Source organism: Caulobacter sp. GW821-FHT10A06 (assembly GCF_059415805.1).
Genome location: NZ_JBWKNY010000007.1, coordinates 274,007 through 290,787 on the forward strand (window position 1 = coordinate 274,007; position 16,781 = coordinate 290,787).

The 16,781-nt window shown below is 66.7% G+C and carries 14 protein-coding genes; 3 read left to right on the forward strand and 11 right to left on the reverse strand.

The features are described 5' to 3' along the window. Positions 1-38: 38 nt before the first annotated feature. Both AC07NF_RS22225 and AC07NF_RS22230 read right to left on the reverse strand, forming a co-directional pair. Positions 39-2,312: a family 20 glycosylhydrolase gene (locus tag AC07NF_RS22225; protein ID WP_494627164.1), complete on the reverse strand. Its 2,274-nt coding sequence runs from the start codon at positions 2,310-2,312 to the stop codon at positions 39-41. Positions 2,313-2,528: 216 nt separating this feature from the next. Beyond that, positions 2,529-5,192, reverse strand: coding sequence for a TonB-dependent receptor (locus tag AC07NF_RS22230; RefSeq protein WP_494627162.1), 2,664 nt, complete (start codon positions 5,190-5,192; stop codon positions 2,529-2,531). Positions 5,193-5,487: 295 nt separating this feature from the next. Between AC07NF_RS22230 and AC07NF_RS22235 the strand changes: the two genes are divergently transcribed. The 3 genes from AC07NF_RS22235 to nagA are packed head-to-tail and all read left to right on the forward strand — an operon-like array spanning position 5,488 to position 8,458. Beyond that, a complete protein-coding gene (locus AC07NF_RS22235; RefSeq protein WP_291872081.1) occupies positions 5,488-6,231 on the forward strand; it encodes a GntR family transcriptional regulator in 744 nt (247 codons plus the stop codon). Positions 6,232-6,245: 14 nt separating this feature from the next. Continuing rightward, complete coding sequence (locus AC07NF_RS22240) at positions 6,246-7,319, forward strand: SIS domain-containing protein (RefSeq protein ID WP_494627159.1); 1,074 nt, start codon at positions 6,246-6,248, stop codon at positions 7,317-7,319. Continuing rightward, positions 7,319-8,458: an N-acetylglucosamine-6-phosphate deacetylase gene (gene nagA, locus AC07NF_RS22245; protein WP_494627157.1), complete on the forward strand. Its 1,140-nt coding sequence runs from the start codon at positions 7,319-7,321 to the stop codon at positions 8,456-8,458. Before AC07NF_RS22240 ends, nagA begins: the two co-directional genes overlap by 1 nt. 170 nt (positions 8,459-8,628) lie before the next feature. Here nagA and AC07NF_RS22250 read toward each other — a convergent pair whose 3' ends face one another. The 9 genes from AC07NF_RS22250 to AC07NF_RS22290 all read right to left on the reverse strand — a co-directional run bounded on the left by AC07NF_RS22250 (position 8,629) and on the right by AC07NF_RS22290 (position 16,779). Continuing rightward, complete coding sequence (locus AC07NF_RS22250) at positions 8,629-11,697, reverse strand: TonB-dependent receptor (RefSeq protein ID WP_494627155.1); 3,069 nt, start codon at positions 11,695-11,697, stop codon at positions 8,629-8,631. A gap of 293 nt (positions 11,698-11,990) precedes the next feature. Continuing rightward, on the reverse strand, positions 11,991-12,461 hold the full coding sequence (locus tag AC07NF_RS22255; RefSeq protein WP_492815546.1) for a chemotaxis protein CheE: 471 nt from the start codon (positions 12,459-12,461) through the stop codon (positions 11,991-11,993). Beyond that, complete coding sequence (locus AC07NF_RS22260) at positions 12,458-13,060, reverse strand: response regulator (protein WP_492815547.1); 603 nt, start codon at positions 13,058-13,060, stop codon at positions 12,458-12,460. The genes AC07NF_RS22255 and AC07NF_RS22260 overlap by 4 nt, the downstream gene beginning before the upstream one ends. A 6-nt stretch (positions 13,061-13,066) precedes the next feature. Continuing rightward, positions 13,067-13,450 (reverse strand): DUF8776 family protein, encoded by a 384-nt coding sequence (locus AC07NF_RS22265; RefSeq protein WP_454718044.1) that lies wholly within the window; start codon positions 13,448-13,450, stop codon positions 13,067-13,069. Between the two features lie 5 nt (positions 13,451-13,455). Then, positions 13,456-14,016, reverse strand: a complete 561-nt coding sequence (locus AC07NF_RS22270) for a chemotaxis protein CheD (protein ID WP_454718045.1) — start codon at positions 14,014-14,016, stop codon at positions 13,456-13,458. Then, the gene (locus AC07NF_RS22275; RefSeq protein ID WP_454718046.1) at positions 14,016-14,405 is read right to left on the reverse strand and encodes a response regulator; all 390 of its coding nucleotides are present in this window, start codon (positions 14,403-14,405) and stop codon (positions 14,016-14,018) included. Before AC07NF_RS22275 ends, AC07NF_RS22270 begins: the two co-directional genes overlap by 1 nt. Before the next feature lie 3 nt (positions 14,406-14,408). Further along, positions 14,409-15,443 (reverse strand): protein-glutamate methylesterase/protein-glutamine glutaminase, encoded by a 1,035-nt coding sequence (locus AC07NF_RS22280; protein ID WP_454718047.1) that lies wholly within the window; start codon positions 15,441-15,443, stop codon positions 14,409-14,411. Continuing rightward, positions 15,443-16,312 (reverse strand): CheR family methyltransferase, encoded by an 870-nt coding sequence (locus AC07NF_RS22285; protein WP_492815549.1) that lies wholly within the window; start codon positions 16,310-16,312, stop codon positions 15,443-15,445. The genes AC07NF_RS22280 and AC07NF_RS22285 overlap by 1 nt, the downstream gene beginning before the upstream one ends. Continuing rightward, positions 16,312-16,779 carry a chemotaxis protein CheW gene (locus AC07NF_RS22290; protein ID WP_454718049.1) on the reverse strand — a complete coding sequence of 156 codons (468 nt, stop codon included), beginning with the start codon at positions 16,777-16,779 and terminating at the stop codon, positions 16,312-16,314. Before AC07NF_RS22290 ends, AC07NF_RS22285 begins: the two co-directional genes overlap by 1 nt. Between the last annotated feature and the right edge of the window lie 2 nt (positions 16,780-16,781).

Below are 16,781 nucleotides of genomic sequence, written 5' to 3' on the forward strand. Positions count from 1 at the left end.
GGCGGAAAGAACCAGATTGGACACGGTCGCTACTCTTCTTAGTTTGCGGGCTTCACGGTCACGCGCTCAAGGACCCAGAACGGATCGAGCGTCTTGCTCGTGAAGCTGAGGCAAAGATCGACCTTACCGGCCTGCGCCGGCAAGCGGCCGCTGACCGTCGACAGGGCCGGATTTTTCGCGGAGTCGCCCAGCGGGATGGCGGCGATGCGCTCGCCCGTGCAGCCCAGGCGCACTTCCAGCTCGCCGCCCGGCGTGGCGGGCGCGTGCAGCGGGATCTTCGCGCGGTCCTTGCCGACCTGGAAGTTGAACGGGATCTGGCCGATGCGGGCGGTCAGCAGCGCGCCCTTGGGCAGCTCCGCGCCTTCCCAGATCCAGCACGGGTTGAAGATGTCGACATCGAACATCGCCCGCTTGTCGAAGGCGGCCGGCGCGTCGTCGATCATCAGCAGCGGCACCTGGCTGGTGCAGCGCTTCAGCTGGCCGCTGACGCGGGTCTGCAAGCTGGCCGGGTCGACCTTGTAGACACGCTCGCGGCCGAGGGCCTGGCCGTCCACGAAGGTGCGGGCCTTGACCGTCGTGCCCGCCGCCAGTTCCAGGGCGCCGGCATAGGCTGTCGAGGCCGTGGTCGGGGTCTTGCCATCGGTGGTGTAGCGCACCTCGCCCACGCCCAGCGGCGCGGAGATGTCGAGCTTGGTCTTGCCGCCCTCGCCGGCCGACAGCTTGGGGCTGGGCTCGAACGGGATGGTGTTGGCGGTGACGCCCAGCACCTTCAGCCGCGCCATCTCGGCGGGCAGGCGGCGGGCGAAGTCGTCCCAGTTGATTTCCGCCTCATGCGTCCAGCCGCGCTCGGCCAGGGCGATGGCGCGCGGGAAGGCCATCTGCTGCATGCGGACGTCGGTCTGCATGTGCTCGGTCCAGACATTGGCCTGGACGCCCAAGATGTGCTTGCGCTCGTCCGGCGTCAGCTGGGCCGGAGCCGGGTCGAAGGCGTAAACGTCCTTCAGGGTGATGATCTTGCCCCGCCCGGTCGGCTCTTCCCACGAGCCGCTCTGGCGGTGATCGAGATAGAGGGTCGGATGCGGCGACAGCACGGTGTCGTGGCCGGCCTTGGCGGCCGCGATGGCGCCGTCGATGCCGCGCCAGGACATGACCGTGGCGTTGGGGGCCAGACCCCCTTCGAGGATCTCGTCCCAGCCGATCAGGCGGCGACCGCGCTTGTCCAGGCTCTTGCCGACCCGCTGGATGAACCAGCTCTGCAGCTCGTGCTCGTCCTTGAGACCCAGTTCCTTGATCTTGGCCTGGATCTTGGGGCTGGCCTGCCACTGCTCCTTGGTGGCCTCGTCGCCGCCCACGTGAATGAAGGGCGACGGGAAGATGTCCATCACCTCGGTCAGCACGTCGTCCAGGAAGGCGAAGGTGGCGTCGTCGGTGTTGTAGAGCCACGGGAAAACGCCCCAGTCGCCCATGTGGCTGGCGTCCGGCGCGGCCGTGCCCAGCGCGGGATAGGCCACGATCGGCGCCAGGGCGTGGCCCGGGGTCTCGATCTCGGGCACCACGGTGATGTTGCGGGCGGCGGCGTAGGCGACCAGCTCGCGGGCCTGGTCCTGGGTGTAGAAGCCGCCGTACTTGGGATCCTTCACGGCCGCGCCGGGGTCGTGGCGCCAGCCGGCGACCTGCGTCAGCTTCGGATACTTCTTGATCTCCAGCCGCCAGCCCTGGTCGTCGACCAGGTGCCAGTGGAAGGTGTTCATCTTGTGCGCCGCCATGGTGTCGATGACCGCCTTCAGCGTGTCCAGCGACTGGAAGTGGCGGGCGCTGTCGATCATCAGGCCGCGCCAGGCGAAACGCGGGGCATCCTCGATCGACGCAGCGGGGATGGCGACCGCACTCTTGGTCGCGTCCGGCGTCGCCAGCTGCCACAGCGACATGGCGCCGTAGAACAGGCCCGCGCGCTTGGCGGCGGCGATGGTCACGCCGCTCGGGGCGATGTCGAGCTTATAGGCCTCGCCGGCCGGCCCTTCGCGGGTCAGGACGATGGCGCCGGCGGCGGGTCCTTCGACCACCACGGGACGGAAACCGCGCGAGCGCTGGATCAGATCGGCCAGCTGGTTGGCCACGCCCTTGGCCTCGACATCGCCCTTGGCGACGGAGATCCGGGTCGTGGCGGAAAGCTGGAAGGTCCCCTCGGCGCGGACGGCCTTGGCTGGCGCGGGGGTCAGGGTGAGGCCTGCGGACTCGGCGCTAGCGGCGGTGGCGACCAGAGCGGCTGCCAGGGCGATCGCCGAAACGGCGACAGTGCGGAGCGAAGTCATGTCACGCGGCCTCAAAACTAAGGTCAGTAGACAGCCGGCAAAAAGCGGGCGGGACAGCCAAGCCGTCCCGCCCCAGCTCCATGCTTGCAGTCAGGAGGGGATCGATCGCGAGGGGAGCCGGGCCGGTCATGGGCTGATCCTGACCAAGCTCCCCGCGCGAAGCAATTGCGCTGCGGCTGGAGGCCCCGGAAGACCCGGAACCTCCGCCGCCGAACATCAGAAGCTGACGTTCAGCGTGGCCTGCAGCTTGCGGCCCGTGCGGTAGACGCCGCGCGCGAGGGCCGTGGTGTTGGCATAGGCGTAGTACTCAGTGTCGAGCAGGTTCTGGCCCGAGACCGACAGCGTGATGTTCTGGTTCACGGCGTAACCAACCGTGGCGTCCAGGCTCTTCTGGGCGCGGACGAACATGTTGTCGCCGCGGTCCACGCCGGTGAAGTACTTCGAGCGCCAGTTGAACGTCGCCCGGGCCGAGAATGGACCCATTTCATAGAAGGGGCTGATGTTGATCTGGTTCTTCGAGCTGTACGGCAGCGGCGCGCCGGCCTTACCGGAAGCGTCAGCGTAGGTGTAGTTGGCCAGCAGGCCGAAGCCGTGGGCGAAGTTCTGCTGGTAGGCGACCGCCAGACCCTTCACCTCGGCCGAACCCGCATTGAACGGACGGCTGATCTGATAGGTCGTGACCCGGTTCTGCGACTGGTTGAAGTACGATTCCGGCTGGGTCTGCGTCAGGATGTAGTTGTTGATATCCTTGTAGAAGACTTCGGCCGACAGGATGGCTTGCGGCTGGAAGTACCACTCGGCCGAGGCGTTGAAGTTGCTCGACTTGTAGGGATCCAGGTTCGGGTTGCCGCCGCCGCCGGTCAGGATGCCGTCCGACAGCCAGAAGTAGTTGGTCATGTCGGCATAGTTCGGGCGGGCGATTACCTGGGCGGCCGCGAAGCGGAACACCAGGTCCTCACGCGCGTCGACGATGATGTTCACGCTGGGCAGGACGTTGTCGTAGCTCTTCTTGGTCGTCTGCCAGGTCCAGTCGGCGGCGGCGTTGCAGGCCGCGCCGGGCTTGCAGACGTAGCCGGCGCTGTTGACCGAGGTCTTCACGTAGCGGACGCCGAAGTTACCGCGAATGTTGTCGGCCTTGAAATTGGCCTGGGCATAGGCGGCGTCGATGTTTTCTTCGATGTTCCAGTTGCCGGCCGTGAACTCGGCGGCGGCGAAGATCGAGGGCTTGGGCATCGAAGCGCCGGCCGCCAGCCACTTGCCGCTCTGGACGTAGTCGACCATCGACTGGCCGCTGATCCGGAAGCGATCCTGCATCTGACTGTTAACGCCGTCGAAGCCCTTCAGGTAGTTGCCGGGGACCTGGGTGGCGCTGAACAGCGAGGCCGGGGCGGCGACGCCGGTGATGGCGATACCGGCATATTGCTGGCCGGTCTCGTGCTCACGACGCTTGTAGCCGACCTGGACGCGCTGGATCACGCCGTCGAAGTCCTTGCCCAGGTCGATCTGGGCGTACTTCTCTTCGTCGGTCGTCGGCTTGGAAACGAGGTTGCCGCTCCAGCCCGGATCGGTCGCGAAGGCGGCCGGGTTGCCCAGCACGTTGGTCGTGTAGGACAGGTTGCCCGGGGTCTTCGGCGCGCCCGACAGGTCGACGGTGTAGTCGGCCCAGTTCAGGAACTCGAGGAAGACCTGACGCTTGGTGCCGCCGTCGGCGGTCGACTTGCCGATCTCGCCGTTCAGGTCCCAGCTGTCGCCCTTGTACCCGCCCTTCAGGTGGTAGGTGTCGGAGGTCAGGCCGGCTTCGCGGTACTGCACGTCCAGGACGCTGAGGGCGTTCTTGAACGAGGCCTTGGTCACGACGCCGTCCTTGACGGTGAGGTCGGTCAGGGCGCCCAGGCTGTTCCAGGTGTTGCCCTGGAAGGCGTACATCGACTGGTTGGTGTTGTCGTAGGTGGCGTCGATCTTCAGCCAGTTGAACTCGAACGACAGGGCGTCGGTCGGCTTCCACTGCAGGGCCGTGGTGTAGGTGGTGCGCTTGCGGCCTTGCTCGAAGTACGAGGCGCCGAAGGCGTTCGGGCTGCGGGCGTTCAGGTTGGACGTCAGGGTCGTGGCGCACGAACCGGTGCAGCCGCGGGTCCGCGAGTCCACCGGGTTGTCCGGGTTGCCGCCGGCCCACTGGTTGGCGGCGATGGTGCCGTAGCTTTCGACGCCGTCACGACGCAGTTGGTCTTCGGCGCGCTGCACCGAGAAGCTGGCGCCGAAGGTCTGGGCTTCGTTCTTCCAGCTGACCAGCAGCGAGCCCTGGGCGTCGCCCTTCTTGGAGCGGTCATTGTACAGATAGCTCACCGCGCCGGCGATCAGACCCGACTTCAGGTCCAGCGGCTTGCGGGTGTTGACGATGACCGTACCGCCGATGCTGCCTTCGTCGATGCGCGGCTCGGGCGACTTGAACACCTCGACCTTGCCGACGATCTGCGGGGCCAGCAGGGCGTAGTTGAAGGTGCGGCCCGGCGAGTCGAGAATGAACCAGTCGGCGGACGCGACGGTCTGGCCGTTCAGCAGGGTGCGGTTCAGCGCCGGGTCGGTGCCCAGGATGCTGACCTTTTCACCTTGGCCGAAGGCGCGGTCGACGGTGACGCCCGGGACGATGGTCAGGGCTTCAGCGACGTTGGTGCTCGGGAACTTGCCGACATCTTCGGCGGTGACGACGTCGACAATGGCGTCGGCGCGGCGCTTGGACTCGATGGATTGCAGAAGCGAGGCGCGGATGCCGGTGACGACCACTTCCTCGACGTTGTTGTCCTGGGCCAGGGCCGGCGCGGCGGCGAGAACCGCCATGGCGCTAGCGGAGGCGGCCAGGACGGCCTTGTGGAAATACTTCATCGTTCAATTCTCCCCATTTGCTCGGCTGCTCGGACCGCAAGCCAAACCCCAAAGACCAATTCGATACCAATCAACCCCGGAAACCCCGTGGAACCTGGTACTTCTCAAGCCTCGGACGCTGACTGTGACGGATTTTTTGCATCTGACAAGGCCAAAAAGAAACCAATTGCAGACCACGTTCTTATTGGTATGAAAATGGTCATATGCTATCGAAGCAGGCGCGAGGCGCTGCTGGATGCGCGCCGATCGCGCATCCGACTTGGGCGGCGCCTTGGGGGTGAAGGGAGGGCTGTGAATGACGTTTGCTGAACGGATCGGCCGGCTCGACGCCGCCGGCGACCATGCTCCGCTCTACAAGCAACTGCAGCGCGCGCTGCGTGAGGCCATCCAGAAGAAGGTGCTGTCGCCCGACGACGCCCTGCCCGCCGAGCGGGACCTGGCCGAGGAATTCAGCATCTCGCGCATCACCGTCCGCAAGGCGCTGGACGGCCTGGTCAGTGAGGGCCTGCTGACGCGCCGCCAGGGCGCGGGCACGTTCGTCGCCGCGCGCGTGGAAAAGAGTTTCTCCAAGCTGTCGTCCTTCACCGAGGACATGATCTCGCGCGGTCGCGTGCCGCGCAGCGAATGGATCAGCCGCAGCGAAGGCCAGGTGAACCCGGAAGAGTCGCTGACCCTGGGCCTGTCGCCCGGCACGTCGGTCTTCCGCTTCGCCCGCATCCGTTATGCCGACGGCGCGCCGATGGCCGTGGAATACACCACCATCGCCGCCTTCGCCCTGCCCTCGACCGAGGCCGTGGGCACGTCGCTCTATGAGGCCCTCGAGGCCACCGGCCACCGGCCCGTGCGCGCCCTGCAGCGGCTGCGCGCGGTGCTGTTCCAGGCTGAACAGGCCGACCTGCTGGGCGTTCCCGTCAAGGACGCCGGCCTGCTGATCGAGCGCCGCGGCTTCCTGCGCGACGGCCGGGCGGTGGAAGTCACACAATCCTATTATCGCGGCGATGCGTACGATTTCGTCGCCGAATTGAACTCTCTGTCCTGAGTTAGGAGTTGAGCTTGGAGGCGACTGTCATGACCCGTCCTGAGAGCCCCGCACAGCGGTTGTCGCCGGAATCGACGCGCATGTTCCTGGAGGCCGGCGAGGCCGCCTCGGTCGCCGCGACCCAGCTGACCGCCAACGCCCGCAAGATCGAGGCCCTGGCGCAGCGCCTGCGGGCCAACCCGCCGCGCGTGGTCGTCACCATCGCCCGCGGCAGCAGCGACCACGCCGCCACCTTCGCCCGCTACCTGATCGAGACCAAGGCCGGGGTGCTGACCTCGTCGGCCGGCCTGTCGGTCAGCTCGGTCTATGACGCCTCGCCCAACCTGGAAGGCGCGGTGGTGCTGGCCATCTCGCAGTCGGGCAAGAGCCCCGACCTGCTGGCCTCGGTAAAAGCCGCCAAGGCCGCCGGCGCCTATGCCGTGGCCCTGGTCAACGTGACCGACTCGCCGCTCGCCGAGCTGGCCGACGAGGTCATCCCGCTGCACGCTGGTCCCGAGCTGTCGGTGGCCGCCACCAAGTCCTATATCGCCGCCCTGGTCGCCATCACCCAACTGATCGCCGCCTGGACGGAAGACCAGGAGCTGACCTCGGCCCTGTCGTCGCTGCCCAAGGCCCTGGCGGAAGCCTGGACCCTGGACTGGAACCCGGCCGTCGAGAGCCTGAAGCTGGCCCGCAACCTCTATGTCCTGGGGCGCGGGGTCGGTTTCGGCGTGGCCCTGGAAGCGGCCCTGAAGTTCAAGGAGACCTGCGGCCTGCACGCCGAGGCCTTCAGCGCCGCCGAGGTGCTGCATGGTCCCATGGCCCTGGTGAAGGACGGCTTCCCGGCCCTCGTCTTCGCCCAGAACGATGAGAGCCGCGCCAGCGTCGACGACATGGCCAAGGGCCTGCGCGAACGCGGCGCCACGGTGCTGATCGCCGCGCCGGGTGAAACGGGCGACGGCGTGCTGCCGACGGTTTCGGCCCATCCGGTGCTGGAGCCGATCCTGATGATCCAGAGCTTCTACCGCATGGCCAACGCCCTGTCGGTCGCGCGCGGCTACAATCCCGACAGCCCGCCCCACCTCAACAAGGTCACCGAAACCGTCTGATGCTGGCTGCTCTCGTCAATGGCCGCGTCCTGACGGCCACCGGTGTCGAAACCGGCAAGGCCGTACTGATCCAAGACGGCAAGATCATCGGCGTCGTCGCCACGTCCGAGGTTCCGGCTTCGGCCGAGCGCACCGACCTGGACGGCGGCCTGCTGGTCCCCGGCTATATCGACACCCAGGTCAATGGCGGCGGCGGCGTGCTCTTCAACGACTCGCCCACGCCCGAGGCCATCGCCGCGATCGGCGCGGCCCACCGCGCCTATGGCACGACGGGCTTCCTGCCGACCCTGATCAGCGACGACCTCTCGGTCGTCGACCAGGCGATGCGCGCCACGGAAGCAGCCATCGAGCAGGGCGTGCCCGGCGTGCTGGGCGTGCACATCGAGGGCCCGTTCCTCAATCCCAAGCGCAAGGGCATCCACGACGAGGGCAAGTTCCGGGTCATCGACGAGGAGGCGCTTGAGCTCCTCTCGTCGCTGAAGGTCGGCAAGACCCTGGTGACCCTGGCCCCCGAGCGCACCACGCCGGACATGATCCAGCGCTTGGCCGACGCTGGGGTGCATGTCGCCGCCGGCCACACCAACGCCCTCTACGGCACGATGCGCCAGGCGCTGGACCACGGCCTGACCGGCTTCACACACCTGTTCAACGCCATGTCGCCCCTGACCAGCCGCGAGCCCGGCGCGGTCGGCGCGGCGCTGGAGAGCCTGACCGCCTGGTGCGGCCTGATCGTCGATGGCCGCCACGTCGATCCGGTGACCCTGAAGCTGGCCCTGCGCACCCGGCCGTTGGACCGCTTCATGCTGGTGACCGACGCCATGCCGACGGTGGGCATGGCCGACAAGCGCTTCACCCTGCAGGGCCGCCAGATCGTGGTCCGCGACGGCGTCTGCGTCGGCGACGACGGCACCCTGGCCGGCTCGGATCTCGACATGGCCGGCGCGGTCCGCAACACGGTCCAGATGCTGGACGTGCGCCTGGAAGACGCGGTGATGATGGCCTCGGCCGCCCCCGCCGCGTTCCTGGGCCTGGAAGGCGAGCGCGGCCGGATCGCGCCGGGCTATGCGGCGGACTTCTGCCTGCTGGACGACGATCTGTCGGTCCGACGAACCTGGATCGATGGAAGCCCCTCCCCCTAGCGGGGGAGGTGTCGGCTCGAAGAGACGACGGAGGGGGAAGAGGCAAGGCATCAAGCACTTCCCCCTCCGGCCTTCGGCCACCTCCCCCTTTGGGAGAGGGTCTTGAACGAAAAAGGGCGCTGACCTCGCGGTCAGCGCCCTTCTCGTTTCAGGCTAAGCCCGATGGAAGCTTAGTACTTCCACTTGAAGCCCAGATAGAACTGACGACCGTAGTGCACGTACTCTTCCGAGATCATGCGGGTCGAGTCGTCGACCTTGCTGTCTTCCTGGTCGGTCAGGTTGATGCCTTCCAGGGTGATGGTGAAGTTGCCGATGTTGTAGCTGACCTGGGTATCGATGTTCATGGTCTTTTCCTTGATCCGAACATCGTTGTTGTTGGTGGCCGACGGGGCCACCTGGATCAGGTACGGGTCGCGATACGAGGCCGAGACGCGGGCCTTGAACGGACCCTTTTCGTAATAAAGCGTCGCGTTGTAGGCCTCGGGCGACAGGTTCAGCAGCGGCTGGGTGATCAGCAGCGCGGGCGAGGTCATGACCTTGGCCGCGTTGTAGACCGGGTTGCGGATCACGTAGTCGATGTCGCTCTTGACGTGCGTGTAGTTCACGATGCCGCCGAAACCGTCGAACGGCGCCGGTAGGAACGTGAACGGACGCTGCAGCGAGATCTCATAGCCCTTCAGCTTGCCGCCGGGGCTGTTGATCTGGGTCGTGACCGTGAATTCCGTGCTGGCGGTGTTGCCGTTCGACAGCAGGTTGTCCGGCAGGCCGGTCTCGGTCCACGGCATGTTGATCGCCGAGGTCTGGATGTAGGACTTGATGTCCTTCTGGAAGAGCCCGATCGAGAACAGGGTTTCCTTGTCCGGATACCACTCGAAGCCGAGGTCCAGATTGTTGGACAGCATCGGGTTCAGGTCCGGATTGCCCCGCGTGATCGTCTGGGCCTGCTGGTTGATCGCCGTATAGCCCGGCGTCAGGTTCTGCAGCTGCGGACGCGTCATCGTCTTGGCGGCGGCGAAGCGGACGTAGAAGTTTTCGAACGGCTGGGCCGAGACGTTCAGCGACGGCAGCGTGTTGTGGTACTGGCGCGAAGTGGACTGAACGGCGTCGATCGGGGTGCGCTGCGAAAAGGTCCCGCCCAGGGTCGTCACCGTCAGCGGGGTGTTACCCGTGCTGTAGTGGCCCGTGGCGGCCTGCTCGGTCTTCACATACCGCACGCCGATATTGCCGCGCACCGGGATGTTGAAGATGTCGTAGTCGAAGTCGCCTTGCAGATAGAGGGCAGTGTCCTTCTCGCTGATGCTGCGCACCGCGCCCAGCTGGTTCAGGACGCTCAGGCGGAAGTCGCCGTTGGCGTTGACGCAGTCACAGTCGTAACCGAGCTTTTGCTTCAGCTTCTCGAGGTCCGGCGCCAGCCACGAGGTCGGCACGCCCGACGGCAGGTCCAGACCACGGCCAAAGCCCGAGATCACGCGCGAGACGTCGGCGACCGACACGCCCGCGGGCAGGCCGAAGGCGGCTTCGTTGGTGAAGGTGGTGGCCGTGTTGCCCGCCAGGACGCGCGAGTTGAGGCGCTTTTCCCACGAGCTGAAGCCGTACTCCTTGTAGGCGCCGCCGTAGCGCAGCTTGAAGCCGTCCAGGATCTGGTAGTCGATGTCGGCCCGGATGGTCTTGAAGGTGTTGACCGCCTTGCTGGGACGCAGGCGCAGCAGCGAGGCGTCGCCCAGGGCGTTGCTGGCGCTGTACTGGTAGTTGGCGGGATTGGTCGGATCGAAGCCGTAGTTGAAGTTCGGCAGCTTGTCGTTCTGCGAATAGTCGTAGCTGTAGCCGTCGCTGTCGTAGCGATCGAACGAGAAGGTCGTCTGGACCGGGTTGTCCTGGATCGAGCGCGACTGGCCGTACGTCACCTTCAGATTGCCGGCTTCGCCGAACTTGGTGTCGTAGGTCAGGACCAGCTGGTTGAACTCGGTCTTCAGGTCGTCGTGGCGATATTCGACCCGGGCGTCGACGTCGTCGAACGTGCCCTTGATCAGGGTGCCCTTGCTGTCGGCCGTGAAGTTCACGACGTCCGTCTGGGGCAAGCCCGCGCCGCTGCGGCTGAACGAGATGATTTCCAGATAGGTCTCGTCGCGGTTGTTGGTGAACTTGGCCAGCATCCCGTCGAGGGTCAGGGTCGAGCGGTCGTTCGGACGCCATTGCAGCGAACCGGTCACGCCCAGGCGCTTCTGGTCGTAGTCCAGGCGGCCGTAGCGCGGGATCCGCGGGTGCCAAAGGGCGTTGGCGGCGCCGGCTTTGGCAGGCGTCGTGCCGGTGACCGGCACGCGGGCGCCGGTGACCGGGTCATAGCCGTAGCCGATGCTGCTGTCGGCGCAGGCCGCCGAGTTCGAGAAGGTCGTGCCGCCGGGCGTATAGCCTGCGGTCTGCGGATTGTAGGCCGCGCCGAAGCACGGGAAGGCCGTCGACGAATTGTTGGCGACCGACGGGTTTTCCCAACGGCCGGTCGAGGAGCCCTCTTCGCGCTGGGCGCGGGTGGCGTAGGCGACCGACAGCAGCGCGCCGAATTCACCGATCCCGGTGTCCCAGCGGTCGCTGATCAGGAAGGTGTAGCGCGGGTCGCTCTTTCGCGAGAGATCGTTCCAGCCGATCTTGCCCGACGCGCTCATCGTGAACTTGCTGAAGTCGAACGGGCGCGAGGCCTGCAGGTCGACGATCGCGCCCAGCGAGCCTTCTTCGTTGCTGGCCGAGGTCGACTTGCGCACGGTGACGCTGTTGAACAGCTCCGAGGCGAAGATCGAGAAGTCGAACTGACGGCTGCGGTTGGCGCCGCCCGAACCGTCCTTGCCGCCGGTGGTGGCCAGGGCTTCCAGGCCGTTCAGGCGCACGACGGTGAAGTCGGCGTTCAGACCGCGGACGGTGATGGTGCGGCCTTCGCCGCCGTCACGGTCGATCGACACGCCCGGCACGCGCTGCAGCGATTCCGCCAGGTTCAGGTCGGGGAAATCGGCGATGTCCTGGGCTTTGATGACGTCGACGAGGTCGTTTTCACGACGCTTCACGTCCAGGGCGTTGGCCAGCGAGGCGCGGAAGCCCGTAACGACGACGGCTTCGACTTCTTCGCTTGCGGCGGCTGGGGCTGGTGCGGTTTGAGCGGCTGCGGCGCCGGCGTACATCGCCAGGGCCAGCGCGCCAACGGACACGCCGTAGTGCAGGACGCGCACGCGTCCCGTGAACTTCTTGGACATAGAACCTCCTCCCGTGTCGACCATTTGGTCGGTGCGAGGCGACGTCACCGCCGCCTTCGGCCTTCTTTCCGGCCTCGCGTCCTTCCCACGAGACCGGCGTCCAGCCTTATTTGATCTTCATTTTTGCCACCGGTGTCAGAACCGAACTATGGTTTTTGACACCGGTATCAGACTGCTAACAAAGCCCGATGCGGCCGACAAGGCCACAAAGCGGTCACAACCTGCGGAGTTTGTAACTCCGTTGCGGTTTCGACACATAGCGGCGTTCTGTCACACGGCCGCCGGTGAGGGCTTCAGCCCTCTTCCGGCTTGTAGTGGCTGACCTGGTACAGGCCCTGCAGCATGGCGTCGCGATGCTCGACCGGCAGCTCGGCGCCGTGGGCCCGCAGCAGCTTCATGGCGTTGAGGTGCACGTCCACGGCGTCCCAGCGCCAGGCGCCGGCGGAGGCGCAGCTATCAGCCAGGCCGCACAGCGACATCGCCGCCTTGTCGATCCCGGCGTCCGCGACGAACAGGCTGACGTCGATGACGCGCGAGGCCAGCAGGTACAGCACCTCGGCGTTCTCGCTCGCGCGATCGGGCGCGGCCTTGCCGAAACGGCGCTCGATCTCGCCCAGGGCCTCGTCCAGCGCGGCCATCGACGACTCGCGCAGGGTCTCGACCCCGGCCTCGGCGGCGGCGACGGCGTCCTTGGCCAGGATGCCGCCCTTGTCCTTGATCAGGGAGGCGAGGCGGTTGGGGGGACGGAACTTGCGGACGGTCATATCTGCACCTTGGCTGGGCGCATCAGGTTGGCGATTTCGTCGTCCGACATGTTGGGCGTCTGCGCATCGCCCACCTCTGCCGGGAGGTCATCCTTCCGCCGTCCGTCCGTCCCCGGCGGGGGTCCCTCGTGCTTGAATCGCCTGTCTGGCCCAATGAAACTATCACATTCGATAAATTGTCGCTCCTCGCGCGCCACCCAGAAGATGCGCTCCAGCAGCACCTTGGGCGTGATCGGCTTGGCCACGACGTAGTTGGAGCCCGCGTCGCGCAGCTTGAAGATCTGCGAGGTGCGGGTGTGACCGGTGACCAGGATCACCGGGATATAACGATTGGTCTCGCCGCCCTCGCGACGCAGCCACTCGATGAATTCGATGCCATCGGTGACGGGCATCTGCACGTCGCTGATGATCAGGTCGAAGGTCTTGGTGCGGATCAAGGCCTGGGCGTCGGCGACGGTCTCGGCGCGATACAGTTGCTTGACGCCGAAGCCCGAGACGACCTGCGACAAAATGTCCAGCGAGGCGCCGTTGTCGTCCAGTACGAGCACCGTGGCTCGTTCGAGATTGATCCGTGCCGAGGGGAGGAGCGCTTCCGGCATCGGCCGCTAGAAGAAGTCCAGCTCGCCGGCCTCGGCGCGTTCGCCCAGTTCCTCGGCGCGCAGACGCATGGCCATGTCGGACAGGCCCAGGCCGTTCAGGACCGGCGCGATCGACATCGCCCATTCACCGGAGGCGTGCAGGCCGACGCGCTCGAGCACCTCGGACAGGCCGTGCAGTCGCTGGCTCAGCTCGTCCAGGGCCTGCAGGCGCGCGAGGTTCTCGACCGTGGCCCCGCCTTCCTTGGCCAGGTCGCCGACCAGGTGCTCGCAGTCGCGGCAGATGGCGGCGGCCGAGGCCAGCTCCGCCGCCAGACGACGCGACAACTCCTGGACCGGGAGGTGATCCTCGGTCGGGGCGATCGGCGTCAACGGCAGCGGCGATGAGCTCATGGGCGCTAGAACAGATCCACATCGCCGCTGGAAGCGGCAGGCATCGGGGCGGGCGCGGGACGACGGACGTCCTGCGGAGCGTTGTCGACGGCCACCAGGCGCTGGCGGACGCGGCCAGAGGTCGGCCAGAACTCGACGCGACGGGCCGAGACCCCGCCGGTGCTGGACGAGACGATCGGGATGCCTTCGTCGCGCAGGAAGCGTTCCGCAAACGCGGAGTTGCTGGCGCCGACGTCCGACAGGCCGTCGAACAGCTTGGCGCCGCCGAAGATCTTGGCTTCCAGCCGCTCGCGGCGCGCGCCGCGCTTCAGCAGGTCGTTGATCAGCAGTTCCATGGCGTAGGCGCCGTAGCGGACGGCGTCGCCGCCCCCGCGTCCGTCGCCTTCCGGCAGCAGGAAGTGGTTCATGCCGCCGACGCCGGCTTGCGGGTCGCGGATGCAGGCGGCGATGCACGAGCCCAGCACGGTGGTCATGACGACCTGCGGGTCGGTCGTCACATGGCTTTCGCCTTGGGTCACGTGAACCTTGATCGCCCGTTCCGGGTCGTCGTTATGTGCGAACTGCATCAGGTCAATGCTCCGAAGACCTGTTCGATCTTCTCTCGCAACCCCTGCACCGTGAACGGCTTGACGCAGTAGTTGTTGACGCCGAACTGCACGGCGCGCTGGACCAGTTCACGGTCGGCGCGGCCCGTCAGCATGACGAAGGCCGTTTGGCGGATCGGCGGGTGCGAGCGCACCGCGCGCAGCAGGGCCAGGCCATCCATCTTCGGCATGTTGAAGTCCGAGATGACGAGGTTGGCCGGCTTGGCCAGGAGGTTCTTGAGAGCCTCCTCGCCATCGGGCGCCTCACGGATGTCCTTGAAGCCGATCTGCTGCAACGCATTGCGGATCAGAGCCCGCATGGTGAGCTGGTCGTCGACCACGAGTACGGAGATGGAGCTAGCTTGCGGCATGGTTCATCGCCTCGCGGAGGCCAGATCGAGAATGGATTGGCCCATGTGGGACAGGGAAACCTGCTTCTCCACAGCGCCAAGTTCGAAAGCAGAGCGCGGCATGCCGTAGACGACGCACGAGGCTTCGTCCTGGCCCAGCGTCTTGGCGCCGGCCTTGCGCATGGCCAGAAGGCCTTGAGCGCCGTCGCGGCCCATGCCGGTCAGGATGGCCCCGACCGCCTTGTCGCCGACAGCGGCGGCCACCGAGTTGAACAGCACGTCCACCGACGGGCGGTGGCCGCTGACCGGGTCGCCCTGGACCAGGCGGCAACGCAGGCCGGCCGAGCGGACGACCTCCAGGTGCGTGGCGCCGCCGGGCGCGACATAGACCTTGCCGGGCTCCAGCAGGGCGCCGTCCGTGGCTTCCTGCACCTTGGCCCCGCTGGCGCGATCCAGGCGCGCGGCGAAGCTGGCGGTGAAGGTGGCCGGCATGTGCTGGGTGATGACCGTCGGCGGGCAGGTCTCGGGGAACAGGGTTAGGATCGACAGCAGGGCTTCCACCCCGCCGGTCGACGACCCGATCGCCACGATGTCGCCCGAGGGCATGAAGTCCTTGCGGCGCGTCGGCGCGGACGCCGGCGCGGCGCCGGCGTTGGTGCGGACCGAGGCGCGCGCCGCGATCTTCACCTTGGCGACGATCTCGGCCAGGGCTTCCTGGGTGCCGGTGGCGTCGGCGGGCTTGCCCACGCAATCCACCGCGCCCAGTTCCAGGGCTCGCAGCGTCATTTCGGCGCCGGCCTGGGTCAGGGTCGAGACCATGACCACCGGCATCGGCCGCAGGCGCATGATCTTCTCGAGGAACTCGATGCCGTTCATGTTCGGCATCTCGATGTCGAGCGTGACGACGTCGGGGTTCAGGGCCTTGATCATGCCCCGCGCCTCGAACGGGTCGCCGGCGCCGCCGACCACCTCGATGTCCGGGTCACGGTTGAGGGCCGCCGTGATCAGGCTCCGCATGGTGGCGGAGTCGTCGACGACCAGAACGCGAATCTTAGGCATCAGCGACCCACCTTTCGATAGGCGGTCAGGCCGCAGCTCTCGAACGCGGTGACCGAGGCCCCGACGCGCTCGGAGTGACCGACATACAGACGGCCGCCGGGCGCGATGAGCGGGGCGAACCGGCTCCAAACACGTTCCTGGGTGGGTTCATCGAAATAGATCACGACATTCCGGCAGAAGATTGCGTCGAACGGGCCCTTCATAGGCCAGGACGGACCGTTGAGATTTAGTTCCCGGAACGCGACCAGGCTGCGAGCAGCCTCGCTGACGCGCCAGCTGCGGCGGTCGGCGTCACGTTCGAAGTACTGACCGCGCACATTGGCGGGGATGCCTTCCAGCAGGCTCTCGTCGTAGACGGCCTCACGACCGGTCGCGAGCACGTTGGTGTCGATGTCCGTGCCCAGGATCCGGATGTCCAGATCCGCGGCGTTCGGCCAAACCGACAGCACCGTGAAGGCCATCGAATAGGGCTCCTGGCCCGACGAGCTGGCGGCCGACCACAGGCGCAGGCGGCCCCCGGCGCGAACCTTGTCGGCGACCGGCTCCAGGATGTTGGCGCGCAGGTCGTCGAAGTGGTGCGGCTCGCGGAAGAAGCGCGTGACGTTGGTGGTCAGAGCCCGGAGCATCTCCTGGCTCTCGTCGCCGCCCTTGTCGCTGGAGACGAAGGCGCAGTAGTCGGTGAAGGTGCGCAGACCCAGGGTGCGCAGGCGCTTGGCCAGGCGCGAATAGACCAGCGTCGCCTTGCTGTCGGGCAGGCTGATGCCGGCCAGGTCGTACAGCAGCGCGGCGATGCGCTTGAAGTCGGCGGTCGTGAACGCGAACTCGCCATCGACGAGGGCTTCACGGGTAGAGGCGGAAGCAGTGCTCATCAGGCGGCCAGAGCCTCGCGTTCGGGAAGGATGCGGTCCAGCGAGATCTCGCTGATCATGCGGCCTTCGATCGAGATGATGCCGCGCACGAAGTTGCGGACGGTGTCGCAGGCCATGTCCGGCGTCGGCTGCACCATGTCGTCATTGATCGACAGGATGTCCGAGACCGCGTCGACCAGCAGGCCGACGGTGCGGTCGCCCGCCTTGACCACGATGAAGACGCTGCGAACGGTCGGCTCGATCACCGGCATGCCCAGGCGGCAGGCCAGGTCCATGATCGGCAGGACCGCGCCGCGCAGGTTGATGACGCCGCGCATGAAGCCGGGCGATTGCGGGAGCACGGTGGCCGGGCTCCAGCCGCGGATCTCGCGAACCGCCATGATGTCGACGCAGTATTCCTGGTCGCCGACACGGAAGGAAATCAGTTCCCGGCGGTCAGCGCCGGAGGCGGTGGCAAGGTCGGTCATGA

Excerpts from the sequence above, each read along its gene's own strand:
- AC07NF_RS22285 (WP_492815549.1), bottom strand. The coding sequence starts at position 16,312 with ATGAGCACTGCTTCCGCCTCTACCCGTGAAGCCCTCGTCGATGGCGAG.
- AC07NF_RS22250 (WP_494627155.1), bottom strand. The coding sequence starts at position 11,697 with ATGTCCAAGAAGTTCACGGGACGCGTGCGCGTCCTGCACTACGGCGTG.
- AC07NF_RS22260 (WP_492815547.1), bottom strand. The coding sequence starts at position 13,060 with ATGCCGGAAGCGCTCCTCCCCTCGGCACGGATCAATCTCGAACGAGCC.
- AC07NF_RS22225 (WP_494627164.1), bottom strand. The coding sequence starts at position 2,312 with ATGACTTCGCTCCGCACTGTCGCCGTTTCGGCGATCGCCCTGGCAGCC.
- AC07NF_RS22230 (WP_494627162.1), bottom strand. The coding sequence starts at position 5,192 with ATGAAGTATTTCCACAAGGCCGTCCTGGCCGCCTCCGCTAGCGCCATG.
- AC07NF_RS22235 (WP_291872081.1), top strand. The coding sequence starts at position 5,488 with ATGACGTTTGCTGAACGGATCGGCCGGCTCGACGCCGCCGGCGACCAT.
- nagA (WP_494627157.1), top strand. The coding sequence starts at position 7,319 with ATGCTGGCTGCTCTCGTCAATGGCCGCGTCCTGACGGCCACCGGTGTC.
- AC07NF_RS22280 (WP_454718047.1), bottom strand. The coding sequence starts at position 15,443 with ATGCCTAAGATTCGCGTTCTGGTCGTCGACGACTCCGCCACCATGCGG.
- AC07NF_RS22290 (WP_454718049.1), bottom strand. The coding sequence starts at position 16,779 with ATGACCGACCTTGCCACCGCCTCCGGCGCTGACCGCCGGGAACTGATT.
- AC07NF_RS22275 (WP_454718046.1), bottom strand. The coding sequence starts at position 14,405 with ATGCCGCAAGCTAGCTCCATCTCCGTACTCGTGGTCGACGACCAGCTC.
- AC07NF_RS22265 (WP_454718044.1), bottom strand. The coding sequence starts at position 13,450 with ATGAGCTCATCGCCGCTGCCGTTGACGCCGATCGCCCCGACCGAGGAT.
- AC07NF_RS22255 (WP_492815546.1), bottom strand. The coding sequence starts at position 12,461 with ATGACCGTCCGCAAGTTCCGTCCCCCCAACCGCCTCGCCTCCCTGATC.
- AC07NF_RS22270 (WP_454718045.1), bottom strand. The coding sequence starts at position 14,016 with ATGCAGTTCGCACATAACGACGACCCGGAACGGGCGATCAAGGTTCAC.